This is a genomic window from Nonomuraea sp. KM88 (assembly GCF_052245635.1).
In the GTDB taxonomy this organism is placed as follows: Bacteria; Actinomycetota; Actinomycetes; order Streptosporangiales; family Streptosporangiaceae; genus Nonomuraea.
The window spans coordinates 123,047-140,947 of sequence record NZ_JBQQCC010000012.1; the positions used below are offsets into that span (position 1 = coordinate 123,047).

18 protein-coding genes are annotated in these 17,901 nt (G+C 68.1%); 5 read left to right on the forward strand and 13 right to left on the reverse strand.

Annotated elements, in window-relative coordinates:
- Positions 1-38: 38 nt before the first annotated feature.
- From ACTWPV_RS31570 to ACTWPV_RS31590, 5 genes are read right to left on the reverse strand one after another with little or no spacing between them, the layout of a single operon-like run.
- Positions 39-1,217, reverse strand: a complete 1,179-nt coding sequence (locus ACTWPV_RS31570; RefSeq protein ID WP_443154579.1) for a glycoside hydrolase family 99-like domain-containing protein — start codon at positions 1,215-1,217, stop codon at positions 39-41.
- Complete coding sequence (locus ACTWPV_RS31575; RefSeq protein ID WP_443154580.1) at positions 1,214-2,002, reverse strand: carbohydrate ABC transporter permease; 789 nt, start codon at positions 2,000-2,002, stop codon at positions 1,214-1,216. Before ACTWPV_RS31575 ends, ACTWPV_RS31570 begins: the two co-directional genes overlap by 4 nt.
- Positions 2,003-2,851 carry a carbohydrate ABC transporter permease gene (locus tag ACTWPV_RS31580; protein ID WP_347649775.1) on the reverse strand — a complete coding sequence of 283 codons (849 nt, stop codon included), beginning with the start codon at positions 2,849-2,851 and terminating at the stop codon, positions 2,003-2,005.
- Positions 2,848-4,158 carry an ABC transporter substrate-binding protein gene (locus ACTWPV_RS31585; protein WP_443154581.1) on the reverse strand — a complete coding sequence of 437 codons (1,311 nt, stop codon included), beginning with the start codon at positions 4,156-4,158 and terminating at the stop codon, positions 2,848-2,850. Before ACTWPV_RS31585 ends, ACTWPV_RS31580 begins: the two co-directional genes overlap by 4 nt.
- Before the next feature lie 33 nt (positions 4,159-4,191).
- Entirely contained in the window at positions 4,192-8,208 is a 4,017-nt protein-coding gene (locus tag ACTWPV_RS31590; protein WP_443154582.1) for a discoidin domain-containing protein, read from the reverse strand.
- Between the two features lie 202 nt (positions 8,209-8,410).
- Between ACTWPV_RS31590 and ACTWPV_RS31595 the strand changes: the two genes are divergently transcribed.
- Complete coding sequence (locus tag ACTWPV_RS31595) at positions 8,411-9,223, forward strand: AraC family transcriptional regulator (RefSeq protein ID WP_443154583.1); 813 nt, start codon at positions 8,411-8,413, stop codon at positions 9,221-9,223.
- A gap of 227 nt (positions 9,224-9,450) precedes the next feature.
- Here ACTWPV_RS31595 and ACTWPV_RS31600 read toward each other — a convergent pair whose 3' ends face one another.
- Entirely contained in the window at positions 9,451-10,071 is a 621-nt protein-coding gene (locus tag ACTWPV_RS31600; protein ID WP_443154584.1) for a hypothetical protein, read from the reverse strand.
- A gap of 1 nt (position 10,072) precedes the next feature.
- Here ACTWPV_RS31600 and ACTWPV_RS31605 point away from each other — a divergent pair, with 1 nt between their 5' ends.
- Entirely contained in the window at positions 10,073-10,669 is a 597-nt protein-coding gene (locus tag ACTWPV_RS31605; protein WP_443154585.1) for a hypothetical protein, read from the forward strand.
- Positions 10,670-10,895: 226 nt separating this feature from the next.
- Here ACTWPV_RS31605 and ACTWPV_RS31610 read toward each other — a convergent pair whose 3' ends face one another.
- The gene (locus ACTWPV_RS31610; RefSeq protein ID WP_443154586.1) at positions 10,896-11,708 is read right to left on the reverse strand and encodes a hypothetical protein; all 813 of its coding nucleotides are present in this window, start codon (positions 11,706-11,708) and stop codon (positions 10,896-10,898) included.
- Positions 11,705-12,205: a SigE family RNA polymerase sigma factor gene (locus ACTWPV_RS31615; RefSeq protein ID WP_443154587.1), complete on the reverse strand. Its 501-nt coding sequence runs from the start codon at positions 12,203-12,205 to the stop codon at positions 11,705-11,707. The genes ACTWPV_RS31610 and ACTWPV_RS31615 overlap by 4 nt, the downstream gene beginning before the upstream one ends.
- Positions 12,206-12,549: 344 nt before the next feature.
- Here ACTWPV_RS31615 and ACTWPV_RS31620 point away from each other — a divergent pair, with 344 nt between their 5' ends.
- Positions 12,550-13,179, forward strand: a complete 630-nt coding sequence (locus ACTWPV_RS31620; protein WP_347649767.1) for a DJ-1/PfpI family protein — start codon at positions 12,550-12,552, stop codon at positions 13,177-13,179.
- A gap of 98 nt (positions 13,180-13,277) precedes the next feature.
- Here ACTWPV_RS31620 and ACTWPV_RS31625 read toward each other — a convergent pair whose 3' ends face one another.
- The 4 genes from ACTWPV_RS31625 to ACTWPV_RS31640 all read right to left on the reverse strand — a co-directional run bounded on the left by ACTWPV_RS31625 (position 13,278) and on the right by ACTWPV_RS31640 (position 15,715).
- Positions 13,278-13,850, reverse strand: a complete 573-nt coding sequence (locus ACTWPV_RS31625) for a TIGR03086 family metal-binding protein (protein WP_443154588.1) — start codon at positions 13,848-13,850, stop codon at positions 13,278-13,280.
- Positions 13,837-14,319 carry an SRPBCC family protein gene (locus tag ACTWPV_RS31630; protein ID WP_347649765.1) on the reverse strand — a complete coding sequence of 161 codons (483 nt, stop codon included), beginning with the start codon at positions 14,317-14,319 and terminating at the stop codon, positions 13,837-13,839. The genes ACTWPV_RS31625 and ACTWPV_RS31630 overlap by 14 nt, the downstream gene beginning before the upstream one ends.
- Positions 14,252-14,650, reverse strand: a complete 399-nt coding sequence (locus tag ACTWPV_RS31635; RefSeq protein WP_443154589.1) for an ArsR/SmtB family transcription factor — start codon at positions 14,648-14,650, stop codon at positions 14,252-14,254. The genes ACTWPV_RS31630 and ACTWPV_RS31635 overlap by 68 nt, the downstream gene beginning before the upstream one ends.
- A gap of 168 nt (positions 14,651-14,818) precedes the next feature.
- Positions 14,819-15,715, reverse strand: a complete 897-nt coding sequence (locus tag ACTWPV_RS31640; protein WP_443154590.1) for a hypothetical protein — start codon at positions 15,713-15,715, stop codon at positions 14,819-14,821.
- 142 nt (positions 15,716-15,857) lie between these two features.
- Here ACTWPV_RS31640 and ACTWPV_RS31645 point away from each other — a divergent pair, with 142 nt between their 5' ends.
- Positions 15,858-16,370 (forward strand): SigE family RNA polymerase sigma factor, encoded by a 513-nt coding sequence (locus ACTWPV_RS31645; protein WP_443154591.1) that lies wholly within the window; start codon positions 15,858-15,860, stop codon positions 16,368-16,370.
- Complete coding sequence (locus tag ACTWPV_RS31650) at positions 16,357-17,115, forward strand: hypothetical protein (protein ID WP_443154592.1); 759 nt, start codon at positions 16,357-16,359, stop codon at positions 17,113-17,115. The genes ACTWPV_RS31645 and ACTWPV_RS31650 overlap by 14 nt, the downstream gene beginning before the upstream one ends.
- A gap of 48 nt (positions 17,116-17,163) precedes the next feature.
- Here ACTWPV_RS31650 and ACTWPV_RS31655 read toward each other — a convergent pair whose 3' ends face one another.
- Positions 17,164-17,880: a class I SAM-dependent methyltransferase gene (locus ACTWPV_RS31655; RefSeq protein ID WP_443154593.1), complete on the reverse strand. Its 717-nt coding sequence runs from the start codon at positions 17,878-17,880 to the stop codon at positions 17,164-17,166.
- Positions 17,881-17,901 lie beyond the last annotated feature (21 nt).

Here is a 17,901-nt window from a genome sequence, read left to right on the forward strand (position 1 = left end):
AGCGCGTTCGCCCCGTGCCGGCTGGTGCTGTTCGCCCCTCAAGGAGATCCGCGGTTCGCCCGCGGCCCGAACACGCGCAGGACGGCTTCGAGCCGAGCGAACCCGTCGACCTCGTCGGGGAGGAGGTAGGACCCCTCGGTCCACTCGTTCCACGCGTTGATCGTCAGTTCGCGGTAGTCGTACCCGGACGCTGAGATGAAGCTCTTCGCCAGGCGGAGGCCGTGTTCGAAGTCGGCCGGGGTGGCCTGCCAGACCGGTGTGTACGGCAGGTCGTCACGGGAGAATTCGGCCTCGGCCGCGACCCGGGCGGAGGCGTCCCAGCCCGCGGTGGCGTTCGGGTGGAACGGGACACCCAACCGTTTCCTGTAGCCGTCGTACTCCAGGAACGCGGTGGCGGCGACCTCACGCCAGGTGTCGGCGAAAGGGAAGGGGTGCTGGGCCGAATCCGCGTGGTGGATCCAGACGTAGGAGCTCGCCGACCTGAATCCCAGCTCCCGAATCAGCTTCTCGGGCGCGGCGATCGGAATCTCCGCGGGAAGCACCGCGAACCCCCAGACCACGGCGTCGAAATGCACGCCCGGATGGCCGGACTCGCGCGCGAGTCCGTCGAACCAGTTCAGTGCGTCAGCGGCCTCCCTGACGCCGCCCAAGCCGCGGATCAGCGCACCCACCTCGTAGATCGAGAAGCGTGGCCGTCCGTGGACGCGGGTGTACTGCGGCCGCCAGAAATAGCAGTCGACCACATGTCGTGCCATCCGCTCGAAGGCGGCACGGCCGATCGCACCCCGCTTCAGCGTGCGGGGCATCGTGGTGAGGTCCCGCCGCGGAAAGATGTCGAGCAGGTCGTGGTTCGCCCACATCAGCGAGAACTCGACCCGCTCCGGGTTCGGCGCCCCGAGGAATCCTTCATCGAGCGCTCGCTGGAGGTAGGGGCCGTCGTCGTACCAGTAATAGTCGAAGATGAACCCGTCGATCCCGAACCGGTCGGCGAGTTCGATGGAGGACTGGGCGACCGCGGGGTCGGCTTCGTCCTGGTAGCCGAGCAGCGGCACTTTCGGCTGGAGGTGCTCAGGAAAACGGGGGACAGCGGCGCGCACCAGGTGCCACTCGTCCCAGCCCTCGCCGAACCAGGCGGCATTGCGCGCGTCGGCGTGGTAGTCGGGAAAGTAGTACGCAAAGATCTTGGGGCGGTCGGCCTGCCGTGCCAGATCGGTCATTTGACGGCCCCGCCGGTCAGACCTCTGCGGAAGGTCCGCTGCAGCGCCAGGTAGACGGCCACGATGGGCAGGCTGATCAGGACATTGGCCGCGAAGACCTTGGGGGTGTCGACGAGTCGCTGGCTCTGGAAATAGGTGGGCACCTGGGTCACAACCTTGAGATCAACGTCCTGGAGGAAGAGCAGCGGCAGCAGATACTCGTTCCATGCCGCGAGAAAGCTGAAAATTGCTATCACCGAGAGCACCGGGCGGCAGATCGGCACCACGATGCTCACCAGGGTCCTGAACGAGCCGCTGCCGTCGAGTTTCGCGGCCTCGAAGATCTCGACCGGTATCGCGCGGATGTAATTCCCGCCGACGAGCACTCCGAAGGGGATCGACAACGCCGTCAACGGGATGATCACTGCCCAGTAGGTGTCGAACAGCCCGAAGGTCTGGACAAGAGAGAACACCGGCACAGCCAGCGCGATCGCCGGCATGGACAGGCCGGCGAGGATGAGCACGGTGATCAGCGAAGCGCCCCTGGGCCGGAGCACGGCTGTCGCGTAGGCGGCGGCCATGGCCATGATCAGGACGAGCGCCACGGTCACGACGGCGATCACGAAGCTGTTCGATAGGAACCGGAGGAACGGCGTGGTGCCCACGATGACCACGAAGTTGCGCCAGCCCTCCCCGCCGAAGGACAGCCGGACGATCAGGGCGAGCGGGGCGGCAAGGATCACGACACAGATCGCCAGCACGATCTGGCTCACGACCCGCCCCAGGATCGATTGCTGGGCGAACACTCAGCTCACCGCCCGCTGGGCGAGCCGGACTTGAAGGACCGCGAACAGCAGCGCGACCAGGACCAGCACCATCGACAGCGCCGCGCCGTAGCCGGCGTGGAACTGGTTGATCACCTGCTTGTAGATGTACGTGCTGAGGAACTCCGTCTCGACACCAGGACCGCCGCCGGTGGTCAGGAACACGATGTCGAAGGTCTTGAGCGCGCTGATCACCCCGAGCACGACGAGCACGAGGTGGGAACCGGAGACGAGCGGCGCGACGACGCGCCGAAGCAACTGTGCCGTACCGGCGCCGTCGAGCCGGGCGGCCTCGATGACGGAAGGGTCGATCTGCGAGATCGCCGCGTCGTAGATGACGAAGCTGTACCCCGTGTACTGCCAGATGTTGATCGCGATGATGGTCATCAGCGCCGTCCGGGGGTCGGCCAGCCAGGCGTGATCCAAGGCCAGCAACTGGTTCACCTCCCCGTCCGGGGAGAGCAGCAGCCGGAAGGAGGTCGCCACGATCGCCGGGGAGATCACCACCGGAACGAAGATCAGGGTTCGCAGGATGCCGCCGCCCGACGTCCGCGTGCGTACGAGGACGGCCAGGAGAAACCCGAGGACCATCTGGATCCCGACGGTCGCGACGGCGAACAGCAGGGTGTTGCGCGCCGCCGTCCAGAAGACGGGATCGGTGGCAAGCGCGAGGTAGTTGCCGGCGCCGACCCCGGTGTGCCGTGGTGACACCCCGTTCCAGTCCCACGTCGAGTACATGGCGTTCGCCGCGATTCCGTAGTGCACGACTCCGGAGACGAGCACGAGGGCGGGTAGCGCGTAGAGGTAGGGGCCCCAGTTCCTTGCCGTCATCGGGTGAGGGAGGACGACACGCCCTGCACCGCGGCGAGGGCTTCGGCGGGTTCGGCCGTTCCCGCCGCCACCTCCGACAACGCTCGGGCGAGCGCGGTTTCGAGGTCGGGGTAGGGGATCTGCCGGTACCCGATCAGGCTGGTGAGCGTCTTCTGCTGGCGTTCGATGTCGTCCACCTGGCTGGAGTCGACGACATCCGCGGTCGACACCGGCACGCTCAGCAGCGCCGGGAAGTTTCCGACTGCCGCCTGGATGGTCTGGCCCTCGGTGTCCGAGAGGAAGGACACCAGCTTCCACGCGGCGTCCCTGTCCGCGCTCTGGCTGCTGATGGCCCAGCCGTTGTCCGGGCCGCCGAAGGCCCCGGTGGGCGCCAGCCCGGTGGCGGCGCCGGGGAACGGCGCGGACAGGAAGACGCTCTTGATCGGTGCCGACACGGTCTGCTGGGAGACCTTGAGCCCGGTCCTGGTCATGGTGCCTGGGGTGTTCCACGTGCCGAGCGCGATGAACGCGGCTTTTCCTTCGAGGAAGGGTGAGAACGCGTCGGGGTACTCCGCTTTCGCCGTCGCGCCCGAGGAGATGACGCCGTCGGTGAACAGCGACCGCCACGCCTGCATGGCCTGGAGGAACTCGGGGCCGGTCCAGTCGGCCTTGCCGGCGATGGCGTCGTACACGATGCCGGGCTTGACGCTGTTGATCAGCGAGAGGTAGACGTCCAGGTTCGCCCAGGCGTCCTTGGCTCCGTGCGCGAGGCAGTCGTACCCGGCTGCCTTGATGGTCTTGCAGGCGGCCTTCCACTCGGCCAGGTCCTTGGGGACCTTCGTCCCGGTCTTCTCCAACAGGCCGGAGTTGAAGTAGATCAGCCCGGCGGCGCTCATGTAGGCGGGAAGCGCTGCCTGCCTGCCGTTCGCGGCCAGCTGGTCGACACCGAGCTCGTTGAACCTGTCGCGCCAGCCGGCTCCCCACTGCTTCTCGGCGAGCGGCCCGAGGTCCTCGACGAGGTCGCCGTAGTTGGCCACGGTGGCACCGGGTGCGAGTTGCAGGACGTCCGGTCCCTTGCCCGACGTGAGTGCTGAGCGCAGGTTGTTCAGGTAGTCGGCGTTGGAGTAGGCGGTGAACTCGACCTTGATCCCGGGGTTCGCCTTCTCGAACGCCGCGATCGTCCTCTCGTGCTCGCCGGCGTTCCATGCCCACCATTTGACGGTGGTGTCACCGGGCGGCGAGCCGGAGCCGCCGCAGGCCGCCGCGGCCAGTGCCACGGCCAGGGCCGTCACGGCGAGCCTGAAGCTGCTGGGTGTTGTCCTTGGCATGATGTGCTCCTCTTGGGCGCGGACGCCTGCGGTCTAGCCGGCCAGCAGTTCGACGCTGTCGACGTGGAAGCTTCCGCCGCTGTCGCCCTCTTCGGGGTCGAGCCGGATCTGTCGCAGGACGCCGTTCCAGCCGCTGACCTTGCTCATGTCGAGCCGGTACGTCACCGGCCCGGTGGCGCCGGTATCGAGGGGGATCCTGACGCTGTTGGCCTCGCTGAAGCCGGGGTCGGCCTCGGTCGTGAAGTAGAGGGTTCCGTGCGCCGCGGTCGTGTCGACGGCCATCCGGATCGCCACGGTCTTGAGGCCGGTGAGGTCCACCCACAACCCGTGCGGCGAGAAGAACTGGGGGTCAGGCCCGGTGATCGTGCCGCCGACCCCGCCGTCGCGCCAGGCGAATCCGTCGATGTGGCCGGGCTCGCCCCATCCTTCCGCGCTCTCGTCGAACGTCCACGAGCGCTGAGGGTTGAGCGTGGTGAGGACGAAAGGTTCGACCCGTACCGCGTCCAGGTACACGTTCTCGCCCTTCGCCGCACCGACCAGTTCCACGCTCAGGCGGTCCAGGAGGCCCTGCCAGCCGGGCACACCGTCCATGGTGACCTGGTAGGTCTTGAAGGCGTCGTCGTGCGCGGTCAGTTCGAACTCGGCCGAGCCTCGTGACGCGTCCTCGGGTTCCGCCCCCGTGGTGAAGCGGATCACGCCACGGCGCGCCGACGAGTCGTTGCGTACCCGCAAGGTCACGGTGTCGGCGTTGGTGAGGTCGGAACGCAGACCGGCGGGCGAGGTCGCTGCGCCGCCATCGGCAGGCAGGCGGATCGAACCGTCCCGCTGCCAGGTCATGCCTGCGGCGGTCCATCCTTCCGCGTCCTCGACGAAGTGCGCGGAGTACACCGCGTGGTCCGGCGCGAGGCGTACGTGTCCGAGGTCCAGCCGGCCCTTCCCCGCCGAGATCCCGACCCCGACCTGGCGCACCGTTCCCGACCAGCCCGGCGCGTCCGTCATGTCGATGACGTGACTTCTGGCTGCTGTTCCCGGGGCCAGGCGGAAGGTGCGGCGCCCGGTCACGGTGCGATGGTCGGGGGTCACCGCGGTGTAGTCGATGTACGCCTCGCGCGCGTCGGTGCGGTTGCTCATCTCGACCAGGACGGACCGGAACCTGTCCGCATCGACGTGGAGATCGCCGGGGGAGCGCAACACCGACTCCGTGGCGCCGAGGTCGCCGCCGATCGTGCCCTGCTCCGACCACTCGACCTCGCCGCTCAGCCCTGCGCCTGACCAGCCGTCGGTGCCGTTCGCGAACTCCCACGAGGTGCCGGATGGCTTCGGCGGAGATTCGCGATGCGCTGAGACCTCGAGTTCGGCGATCTCAGGAGGTCCGCCGGTCGTTCCCTTGACCAGCAACCGGAGGGCGTCGGCGCGGATCGTGCCGAGGTCGATGGCGCCGGCGGCCGGCTTCCCGCCACGGTGGACGACGCGCCATCCGTCTCCGTCGGGCACGCGCACCTCGAACGACGTCACGGTCGCCCCGGCCGCTCTGGGCACCACTTCCACCCGGTCGAACCTGACCGTCCTGCCGAAGGAGAGGGTGACGGAGTCGCCCGACTCCTTGGTGCCCCGCCAGTACGTCCCCACGCGGCCGTCGTTCACCTGGCCGGCGTTGGTGGCGAACCACCTCGCCGGGGAGAAGGAGGACGCGGTGGCGTAGGCGGTCGCGGACGGGGTCGCCGGGTCGGGTCCGCCGCCACGGCCGGCGGCGCCGACGCCGTACTCGAAGGCGTCGTGGTAGTAGGTCCCGCTCTGGGCCCGGAACACGACCATGATCTCGTGATAGCCGTCCGGCAGGCCACGTACCTCGAAGACGGTCTGCCTGGACCGCGGCTGCGAACTGTACAGGTTCACCATCCCTTGCGACAGTCCGTTGACGAACACCTCGGCTTCGGTGCCCTGCGGACCTGTCGGGGCGACCCAGCGGACGGCGTTGCCGGTGAAGCCGGCTCTGATGAACGTCCGGTAGAAGCCGCTCGCCCCTCCTCCTGGGTTGAACAGGGAGCTGTAGGAGCCGCCGGAGGCGGCCCGGTCCGGCACGACCACCCAGTCACTGGCGTGTGGCGTCACGGAGGTCTCGTAGTCCGTCGTCCGGTCGTCGTTCTCGATCCGGTACCACCCGGAAGGCCTGGCCGGCGCCTTGTCCACCGCCGGCGGCCCGTCGACCGGCTGCGCGCTCGGATGGTCGCCGGTGTCGTACAGGTAGCCGAACCGGCCGTCAGGCGCGGCGTCACCGGAGACGTACGCGTCGGCAGGGTCGTCGCTCTGCTGGTTGTCCCACCACTTGAAAGCGAGCCGCAGCGGATCCGCGCCGGCGGTGAGGTCCGCCCGCGGCACCGCGAGCATCAGTTCGCTGCCGCCGGCCGTGAACGAGATCGAGCGGACAGCCGTCCACCCGCCGCCGGTGAACCGTTCGAGCCGGGCGCCGCCGGCTTCGCTCCACCGCACCCGCAGGTCGTAACCGGACCAGCCGTTGGCCTTGCCGGAGTCGACGTCCAGGTACAGCGTCATCCAGTTCCCGCCGGAGATCGGCGTCAGGTGTTCGCCGGTCCTGGCGTAGAAGTACACGTTCGCGGTGTCCCTGGCGACCTTGGCGGAGACGATGTCGTTGCGGCCCGTACGGTTGACGTAGGTCCGCGCGTCGGTGCCCGGATGGTCGCGTGGGGCGGTGTCGCCCCGGTGGTCGGCGTACTCGGGGGAGACCCCGCGCCACTGGCCGAATCCGCGCCGCAGGTGGATGGTCCGCTCGGCGCCGGTGTCCGCCGGCGGATCGACGCCCTTGTAGCGGCGGATGTTGTCGACCAGCTGCAGATAGTAGTTGTCGCCGTAGCCGCCGGCCATCGGCGCCAGGTCGCGGCTCCACCGGGTGTTGACCACGTCGTAGAAGACGAGAGGACTCTTCGGGTCGGCCGCCCAGTTTCCGGCGATCCATTCGTTCCACTCCAGGACGAGGATCGTCTCGGGATCTTGCGCGATCGCGTGGTCCCACTGTTCCTGGAAGTTGTGGCCGTGGAGCTCCGCTCCGGGCGACTCGTCCTCCGCGCCGTCATGGAAGTTACGGCTGAGCGACGGCCTGTCGTCGAGCTCGTACCACGCGGTGTAGCTGAAGATCGACGAACTGCCGGAGTTCTGTGCCGGGGACACGGCCATCTGCTCAAGGTTTCCGTCGGCGTCACGGTTGCCACGCTGCGGGCGGTCGAAACTGATCCAGTCCCAGCCGTCGGCGGGCTGCTGCGGCTCGTTGGGCCACTGAGCGTAGCGGAAGGTGAAGAAGCCCTGGACGGTCCGGGACGGGTCGCTGCCCATGATCAACGGCCTGCCGTCCCAGCGGAACCACGTGCTGGGATACCGGTGCGGCGCGTCGTCGGCGTAGAACGTCCGGTAGATTTCGTCCATGTTGCGGGTGGAATCGGTGTGCGTCATGAAGACCACCTGCGGTGCCCGCACGCCCTGGGCCTGCAGTTCGACGATCGTCCGCATCAGCAGGATCGCCTGCGGCTTGTAGATCTCCCAGTTGGAGGTGTCGAGCACCAGGTAGTCGACCTGGGCGGCGGCGAGGAGTTGGAGGTCGCGGCGCACCACCCAGGCGTCGTCGCTGCGGAAGTAGCCCCACAGCGGCTCGCCCCAGTACGCGAAATGGTTGGGGTCGGGGAAGGCTCCGCTGTCCGGCCTCTTCCAGGCGAGCGGGTCCTTGGCCAGCGTGGCGTTGTTGTCGAAGACGTTCTTGTAGTCACGCATGTCGTTCGAGCCGTGCCACAGCACGTAGAAGACGCCGACCGAGCGGTCGCGGCGCGGAGCGGGAGCGGTGGTGTGATCGCTCAGCCGGCGGCCGAGCGCGTCGGTGGCCACCAGGGGGCCGCCCGCCGCCATCAGGTCGGTGGTCGTGGCCGGGCTCTCTCGCGCCTCTTCCAAGGTGACCGTCGTGGCATTCGCACCAGCACCTGGTACGGCGAGCGCGACCACGGCCGCGACGCGCGCCAGGTTTCTCCGTAAGCCGAGCGTCTTCACCGCGACCTCCCTGTTCGGGCCCGACCAAAGGGTGGTTTTCGGCCCCAACTTGCACGTAACGCGCATGCTATTGACATCGTGGTGCGTGGGCTAGCAGGATCCCGTCCTGAAATAGCACGATCTGACCAGTGGAGTCGCGATCAACCGATACCGTCGAGGCCAGGCCCTGCCGGAGTCGGGGCCGGCGGTCGCCGCGGAACTCATGGACGGCCTCCCCGGGGTCGGCCCGCACAGCCACGAGTTCATCGAGATCGTGGTCGTCGAGAGCGGCCAGGCACGCCACGAGACCCAGCTGGCCAGCCGTACGGTGGGCCGCGGATACTGCGCGGTGCTCAGGCCGGGCCATTGGCACAGCTGGCGTGACTGCCGCGCACTCCGGGTGTGGAACATCTACCTCGGCACCGAGTCGCTCCACTCGGCCCTGCGGTGGCTGCGGGACTCGCCGGAATGCAGCAGCCTGATCAGGCCGCCCGCACCGGGTCGCGTCGTCGAACGGCAACTCGATGACCCCACGCTGGTAGACGTCACCAGGTGGTTGCGCGAGGTGCCACCTCGCGACGCGCCCGGCGGCATCACGTACGCGTCCAGGCGGGTCGGCCTGCTGACGGCCGTACTCGGCGCCCTCTCCACGGCGTCAGGGCCTGACGGGCCCGCCCTCCATCAGCAGCAGCCCGCGCAACTGCCCGCGGCGATCACCGACACGCTGCGGCTGCTGGAATGTGACGTGGCCAGACAGTGGACCCTCGGCGACCTCGTCGAGGCGTCTCACCTGTCGGCGTCCCACCTGTCCAGACTGTTCCTCCAGGCCACCGGCATGTCACCGATCGCGTACCTCGCCCGGCTCCGCGCCGAGCACGTCGCCGCCGATCTCATCAACAGCGACGACCCGATCAGCGAGATCGGCCGCCGGTACGGCTGGCCGGACCCCAACTACCTCAGCCGCCGATTCCGCCAGGTCTTCGGCATATCCCCCCGGGACTTCCGCCGGCGCTACGGCGGTGCCGTCCTCTCATAGGGGTGGGACAGGTGCGGGAGAAGCGGTAGATCCGGTTCTCCTTCATCCGGTCAGCGAGGATCCGACAAAGGGGCCTGGCCGTGTATCGAAGTTTGTCGTGGAGTCGTTGTCGGCCCGGCGCAGCCGAGCGTTCCCTCTCCTTCGGCAACCCGACCCCCACGTGTTCGACTCGTTGGCCGGTTATCGGCTGAGCCAGGGCAGCGCGGGGCGCCGCTCGGGGCCGCACATCATGCAAAAGCCGCCAGGATATCCATCGTGCCGTCCTCCGAGTCACTGATCCTCAGGTAGACCGTGTGACCGTCCCGCTCGGTAGTTACGCCGTCGAGCCCGTCGACGCAAAGGGCGCACCCATCGTGTGGTCCGTCGATTCGATCCCACCCCTTGGCGAGAAACTTTTCGAATATCTGCTCGCCAGTCATCGTACGGCGTGCTCTGAAGACAAGGAACCCGCCACTTCCGGACTCGCAGTCGTCATCCTCCATGACGGTCTCAGCAACAGCTTTCGGGAGAAGACCTGGAACGATTCGCTTCAGTTCGTTGATGTCCTGCTTCGCCCGCGCTTGGCACAACGCGCCGCAGCCGGTCATTGCGCCAGCTAAGAAGATGCCCACTGCCAAGGCTGCACAGGTTCTCGCCAGGCCATTCATAGTCTTTGGCTCCGAACACTCGCGGGGCGGTGACAGCAGGAAAAGGAAATCGCCTTCTCGGAGGCGATCGCCTGCACGCTTGTTGAAGGTATCGAAGGGGATGGTACGGGCGACAGCGCCAGTTTGCCGCGACGCGAAGCACCGTCCTGCCACACCGGCAGAGCGGGCGCCCATCCTGGCATCTTCTGTGACAATCAGCACCGTGATCGATCATTACCGCAACCTCTTCGACTGGCACCAGTGGTTAGAGCAGGCGCTCTGCTGGACTGTTGTGCAACCCCTGGACGAAGAGACCACAGTGGACGACCTCCTGCGGCGGCTGAACGGAGGCCGCGAGCCCCGACAACGCACCATGGAACATCCCACGGAGGTGGCCTGTACGGAGGACCAGCCGGTGCTCTTCGCCTTCGAGGGCGAAGGAACCTACGGCTTCCTGGAGTTCAGCTACGGCTACGCCACACCCGATCACATCCTCGTCGAACTCAGCAAGACGTCACGGGTATGGATGACGACCTGGCACACCTTCGGGGGATATACGATCCTCAACGCAGCCGAGGGCGAGATCAGGGCACGAATGGGCTACTTCATCTTCGCCGAGCACCGCATCCAGCAGGGCGACCCCGACATCCTGGCCGATTTTCTGCCCATGCTCGACAGCCTCCACCCGGAGGACTATCGCGGCAAGCTCAGTGCGGCATTCGCCTTCATCGAGGCAGCCACCGGCATGCGCCTTAAAAGCGAATGGCTGGATGTGGAAGAGGCGCCCGTCATCATCCTCGACAACTGGAACGAGGAGTGAACTCCGCCGACAGGACATGGCGCCGGTCACCTCACATCCATGCCTTGGGCGAGGGCGTTCCGGCTCCGGGATGATCACTGCGTCCGCCGTCTGGGCCGTAGGCGGCGGAGGCGGAAACCCGATCATCCCGCTCACCGTAGATGGAGATCGATCGTCCTCCGCCGGAGTCCCGGGCGCTGGTCGATCCAGGCGCCGAATATTCTGCGAGAGCCTGGCCTTCGCGCGCTCAGGACCGGTCGACGTCTCCCGAGGGCCCGGAAGCGTCAGGGGTCGCCGGGGTCGCGGCGGCCGGGTGGTCGTAGAGGCCGACCGCCCACTCGCCGGGCCGCTCGCCGACCTCCGCAGAGAGGCGTTCGAGCACGTCCGGGTGGGAGAGGGCGATCGAGGCCGCCCGCTCGTCGCACGTTGGCGACTTCGTGAACTGCCGGCAGCGGCCGAGCTCCTCGGTGACCTTGACGACGGGGGCGTCGGCGGGGAAGACCCACACCTGTATCGTCTGCGGGCCCTTGAGCCAGCCGGAGGGGGCGGAGAGCCGGTCGTGGTGACCGCCCACTCCGTCTCCGCATCGCCAGGAGGTGCCGCCCGCTTCACCGCCCTTGAGCGAGATCGAGACGACGACCCATGCCTGGGGATCGGCGCAGACCACCTTGTAGCCGGTGGAGAGACTTGTCGGTGTGAACGTCACGGTCCGGCCGACGCCCGTCGTACCGAAGCGCTGGGAGTGGATGAGGGAAAGGGTGAACCTCTCGGCTCCCAGCACAACGGGGAAGCTCTCGGGCAGTTCCGGGGGCGGCTCGATCCGCGCCGAGCTGGGCGGCTGGGCCACCACGGCCCGGTCCGGCCGGACGGGCCCCGTCAGCAGGACAGCGGCGGTCGCGATGACCGCGAGCGCCGCCCCGACGCTCAGCGCGCGCCGGGTCCGGCGCGCCCGGCGGCCTCGGCGGATGATGGCGTCGAGGTTGGGGACCGGTTCCCTCCCGGTCGTGTCGTGGGCGTGCCTGTCCAGGAGCGTGCGCAGGTTGCTCTCCGTGTGCCTCATCGGTGGAGCTCCTCCAGGTTCATGGTGCGGATGTCCGGATCGACCCGGAGACGGGTCAGGGCCCTGCTGAGCTGGCTCTTGACCGCGCCCAGCGAGCAGCCGACTATGTCGGCGACCTGGGTGAGCGTCCGCCCTTCGAAGTAGTGCAGGATGATCACCGCCCGCTGGCGTGGTGACAGGGTGCCGATGGCGTTCCACAGCGCCGCCTGGTCGTCCACGGCGGCGGCGTGGTCATGCGGGTCGGCCGTCTCGGGCAGGGTTTCGACCGGCAGCTCGCCGCGCCACAGCCGGCGCCACCAGGTGGCGTGGGTGTTCACGATGATGCGATAGACGTACGGATCGGGGTTGCCTTCGATCCGCCGCCAGGCCACCCAGGCCTTGGCCAGCGCTGTCTGCACCAGGTTCTCGGCCGTGCCCCAGTCCCGGGCAAGGAGGTACGCCATCCGGCACAGCCGTAGATGGCGGTGCGCCACGTACTCGGCGAACCCGTCGTCCATCAGTCATCTCCGTCTCGTTGTCTCCGGCGATGACTACTACCTGGCGGGCACGTTCGGATGACAGGCGTTCATGGTGTGGCGCGGCAGCTCCACGCGCGGTGAGCACTCCACGCACCACCAAGGCGTTCGTCACCGTGCCGAGCATGCCGATGTTGCCAGCTTCGGCCGGCCTGTACCCCAGCCCGCAGCCATCCTGCCGCGGAAGGAGTTGCCGACGCCGATGGCGACCGCGACCTCAACACCCAAGTCGCTGACCGCAATCACCGGGAAAGGACCGCTTTTCCTGGGAACGACAGGGAATACGGCACCGACGTAGCATTGTCGAGCTGACCGGAGGAGTCATCGTGCGTATCGCCATTCCGCTGTTTGATCGGTTCACGGCCCTTGACGCAGTCGGCCCGTACGAGGTGCTCAAGTTTCTCCCTGACGCCGAGATCGTGTTCGTCGCCGAGAAACCGGGGCCGGTGCGAGATGTGCCCAAGTGGCTGGCCATCAGCGCCGACGCGGCGTTCGCCGATGTCGACTCCTGCGATGTGCTGCTCGTTCCAGGGGGACCAGGCGCTCGAGGCCTCCTCCAGGACGACGATCTCCTCGGCTGGATCCGTCGAATGCACGAAGGGAGTGTCTGGACCACCTCCGTCTGTACAGGCTCACTGCTGCTGGCCGCGGCGGGGCTGCTCGATGGTCTCTCCGCGACGACGCACTGGGCGGCAGTCGACGTCCTGGAGTCCTACGGAGCTGCCTACACCCCCGAGAGAGTCGTGTTCCAGGAGAAGATCGTGACCGCTGCGGGGGTCTCGTCGGGCATCGATATGGCCCTCACCCTGGCGGCGCGGATCGCTGACCAGACCACGGCCGAGTCGATCCAGCTCGCCATCGAGTACGACCCTCAGCCACCTTTCGACGCGGGCTCCCCTGCCAAGGCGCCCCAGGCCGCCAAGGATCTTCTCGCCAGGGGGATCGGAAGCCGCTGACCTGCGCTCGCCGCTGGACGCCGGTGGCTTCGGCGTCCGGGCAGGTTGAGAGCGTCCGGGCAGGTTGCGGGTGTCCGGTCAGGTGGAGGGTGTCCGGATCACTGTCCCTGCCAGAACGGGTCCCGGCCGATGAAGCCCACCAGCCTGGTCTGTACGTCCGAGCCGGCGGGCACCTCGACCCGGGCGCCGTACTGGCCGGAGGAGCGGAGAACCTCCTCCATCTGCTCCATCCCGTCGAGGAGCTGAGCGCAGAAGCCGGGGTCCAGCCGGTCGTCCTGGCCGGTTGCCCTGGACAGGTCCCAGGTGTGCATGAACACGTCAGCGGTGTAGAACTGGTCGATCGCGGTCGCCAGGGGCAGGGTGCCGATGTGCGGGTTGGTGAATTTGCGGTGCTCGGTCTCCGGATCGTCCAGCACCGCCTGCACAGCGTCGCTGTGCACGTGCCACGCGGCGACCGGGTCCTCGTCCACCGAGGGTCCGCGGCGCAGTTCGATGCCGGCGCCGGAGGCCAGGAACCCGGGGAACCACTCGGTCAGGTGCCGGACGATGTCGCGGGCGGTCCAGCCGGCGACCGGGGATGGCACGTCCCACGACGTGGTGGCGCGGACCCGGTCGGTGAACAGCCCGGCGATCTGCCGGTGTCGCTCGGCAGGGTGGTCAGACAGAGCCATCGATGATCATCCTCTCCAGCTTGGCGTAGCCTTCGCTGACACCGACCTCCATACCGCTGCGCAGCCACGCGTCGCGGCCCTCGAAGCTGTCGACCAGCGACTGCGACCGCAGCCGCGTCCGGCCGTCGCCCAGGTCCTCGAACCGCAACGTCTCCAGGGCGACTCCGTCGGGGTCGCCCTCGAAGGTGAAGGTCTGCACGATGCGGTCCGGCCGTACCTCGTGGAAGCAGCCGCGGAACCCGTATTCCGTGCCGTTGTGCTCCGAGACGTAGCGCCAGCTGCCGCCGGTGTGCGCGTCCCAGTGCTCGATCCGGGTGGCCGTGTCGTCGGGGCCGACCCACCGGACGAACAGCGCGGGATCGGTGTGGGCGCGGAACAACTGCTCGGGCGTTGCCGCGAAGTCACGAGTCGTCCGGATGATCGGCACCCCCGGGTCGGCTTCGATGGCCGTCTCCTTGGTCGTGCTCATGTGGTTGGTCTCCGTTCATTTCCGCGAGGACGGCGTCGAGGCGGCGGTAGCGCTGCTCGACGCGGCGGCGGTGGCGCTCGATCCAGGTGTCCATCAGGTCGAAGGCCTGGGCCTCCAAGCGCACCGGCCTGGGTTGGGGCCCGTGCGGCCGGCTGACGAGCCCGGCGTCCTCCAGCACCCGCAGGTGTTTGTAGACGGCCTGCAGCGTCATCTGGTACGGCTCGGCGAGCTGGCTCACGGTCGCGTCGCACTCCGAGAGCCGGGCCACCATGTCACGCCTCGTGGGATCCGCGAGGGCGGCGAAGACGCGCGACAGCGTGTCCGTGGTCATCGGCTCCTCTACTTTCAACTCAGTGGTTGAAACTGTAGGCCGATGGCGCCCAGCCGTCAACCTCCAGGTTGAAAGCGCTGTTCGTGCCTGCCTTGCCGCGCCTCCTACAAGCGGCCCTACCCGGCTTCGGAGACGAGCTCCTGCTGAACGCGGGTGCCCGCCCGGGTGCTAGGGCAGGGCTGGGACGGCGGGTTGGGAGTTGGTCCAGCCGACCTTGACCAGCGTCTCGTTGTGCGTCTTGCCCGCGATCGTCTTGCCGTTGTGCGTGACCGTCTGGTCCCGTGACAGCAGCACCATCGTGCCGGTGTCGACGATCAGCCTGATCTCGGCCGAGCTCGTACCGCTCTTTCCCTTGCTCGTCCGGTCGATCACGACTGCGGCGCCGGATCTGCCCAGGGTGTCCTTCGCGTTGCCGCCGGCGCGGACGCCCGGCATCGTCAGCAGCGCCTGGTAAGCGGCGGAGCGGACCTCTTTCGGGGCGGGTATGGAGTGCAGGATCTCCGGCAGGGAGCTCGTGACCCAGCCGTCGATGGCGCCGTCCGGCACGCGGCTGACCTTGCCCGCCCTCTTGAGCCAGTCCTTCAGGATGTCCGGGTCGGCGGGCAGGCGCTGCACCTCGTCGTACGTCAGCCGCTGCCCCGCGAGCCGGAACGAGTTCTCATTCCGTACGGGGGTCACGCTGCCCTTGGCCGGTTCGGTGGACAGCTTCACGGTCTTGCCGTCGATCGACTCGCTCCACCTGGACGGGGAGCCGTCACGCCGCCACGCCTTCTTGTCCGCCGCGCTCCTCGGTAGCGTTCCGAGCTCGCGGAACCCGATCCACATCCTGCCGTCGGGCGCGTTCCAGTATTCCGTGACCCGCCGCTGGACCAGAGAATAGGGGTCCGACCTGGAGCCGAACCGCCAGGCGTGGGTGGTGGTCATGAGCGCCCGAGAGTGCCAGTAGGCGCCCTCGGGCGGAGCCGCCGCGGCCGCCGCCGGCGCGCCCATGAGAGCGGTGGCGCCCACGGCCAGGCCGATGCCCAGGGAACTCAGCCGCCGGATCGGTGCGGTCGCGAACTTCATAGGGTTCCTCCGTGGATTCGATGTGACGATCTGCAATACGCCTGGGACCGCCCCAATGGTTGCCCGTGGACCTTTCCTCGCCGACGGGCAACGCTTGGACCGGCCGAGGCGTATTAGGAGGCGTGAAATCGGACAGACAGTCGTGAGCGGCGTGGAGCACGACTTCGGCGCTTTCGTGGCCGCGCGCGCCACGAGCCTGCTGCGGGTCGCCTACCTCGCCTGCGGTGACGAGACAGAGGCCGAAGACCTGCTGCAGACAGCGCTGGAGCGTACGTACAGGAGCTGGGACCGGGTGCTCCACGACAGCCCCGAGCCCTACGTGCGCCGCGTCATCATCAACGCCGCCATCAGCCGCGCCCGCCGCCGAGCCATCCTCAACATCATCCCGATGCACAGCCCGCCGGAGAGAGCGGCCCGCGCGACCGACGTCGACCTGCGCCATGTGCTGATGGAGGCGCTGCGCGCCCTGCCGCCCCGGCAGCGCGCGGTGGTCGTCCTGCGGTACTGGGAGGACCTCAGCGAGACGCAGACCGCCGAGGTGCTCGGATGCTCGGTCGGCACCGTCAAGAGCCAGGCGTCGAAGGCCATGGCCAAGCTCCGCGCGGCGCTTGGCCGGGAACCAGTGGAAGGAGTGATCAGGAATGCCCATGCTTGAGGAGGAGATCCGCCAGATCATGGCGGACGAGACCGCGAGGCTGCAGGCCACGCCCGACCTGGCGGAGCGGGTCATGCGCTCCTCCCGCGGCAAGCGGAAGAGGACCAGGGCCGCAGCACTGGCCGCGTCGGTCGCCGTCATCGCCGCCGCGCCCATCGGGTACGTGACCGTCGGCTCGGTGGCCACCACCGGGCGGCCGGAGCCCGCGATCTCCGCGGTGCCGGAGCCCACGACCTCCGCGACGCTGGAGCCGCCCGCCATCGACGACACCCCGCCGGCTCCCTCCCCGACGCCGGACTTCGGAGACCTGGGCGACGGGAAGGAGTTCGGGCATGTCAAGGTGGGCTATCTGCCCGAGCGGCTGAAATGGTCGAACTGGTCGCTGGACTTCGGCGACCGGTACACGACCTCGTACAACTTCGACGGCGACAAGAACGGCTTCTACTGCGTGCAGATCTACATGTACGAGGAAGCGGCCGTCCAGGAGGTCGACGACCGGATCATGCAGTACCGCGACGAGGACGACGGTGAGGAGATCACCGTCGGCGACCGCACCGGCTACCTGGTCATCCAGGAGGTGGGTGAGGACGGCATGAAGGGCACCCCCACGCTCTTCCTCAGGATGGGCGACCGGCAGCGCGCCGAGATCATGTTCAGTCCCGTGTACGCCGAGGAGTTCTCCGGCGCCGAGGCCGTCAGCGCCGAGCTCAAGAAGATCGCGGAGGGGCTCACCTCGACCCTCTGACCTCCGCCGGGGCGGGAACACGTGATCAGGAGGTGGTGCCGCGATCGATCAGAACTGCTGGAGCCCGAGCCGCCAGGCGAGGAGCCCGTCAGGCGCGTCCGCCCGGACGAACCCCGCGCCGGCCAGTTCTGCCTCGATCACGTCCCGTACGGGCCGGTAGGCGTAGCCGGAGATCTCCTCCTCGCTGATGACCTTGTCGTTCTCCGTGACCCGGTAGACGTAGCGGGCCTCGCACCTCTCCCCGTCCGACTCGGTGATCTCCGACAGGACGGTGTAGGTGTGCCGGCCCACCTGACACGACTCCAGTTCCTCGAGCGGGCTGGGCGCGGGCGGGCCGCCGTCGCGCCAGGTGAAGACCAGGAGGCCGCCGGGTTCCAACTGGGTCGCCAGCACCGGCCAGAGCCGCCTGCGGTACTCCGGATCCAGGGCGTACAGCACGTTGATCATCACCATGGCCTCGACCGGCTCGTCCAGGTCCACGCTCAGCGCGTCACAGGGCAGCACGGTCACGCGCTTGAGCAGCTCCGGACGGGCGTTCAGCCGGGACAGCAACATTCCGCGCATCCCGGCCGAGGGCTCCAGCGCGAAGATCTCGGCCGGTGTCCAGTCGGCTATCGAGGTGGTGATCAGGCCGCTGCCCGCACCGATCTCCAGGATGCTCCGCCGGACCCCCGTGAGAAGCGAGGGGAGCTTCTCACGGATGCCCGGCACATGCCCGTTCTCGTGGAACAGGTCATAGAAGGGGAGGGAGACGAAGTCGGTCATGGCAGGCAACGCTACGCGAAA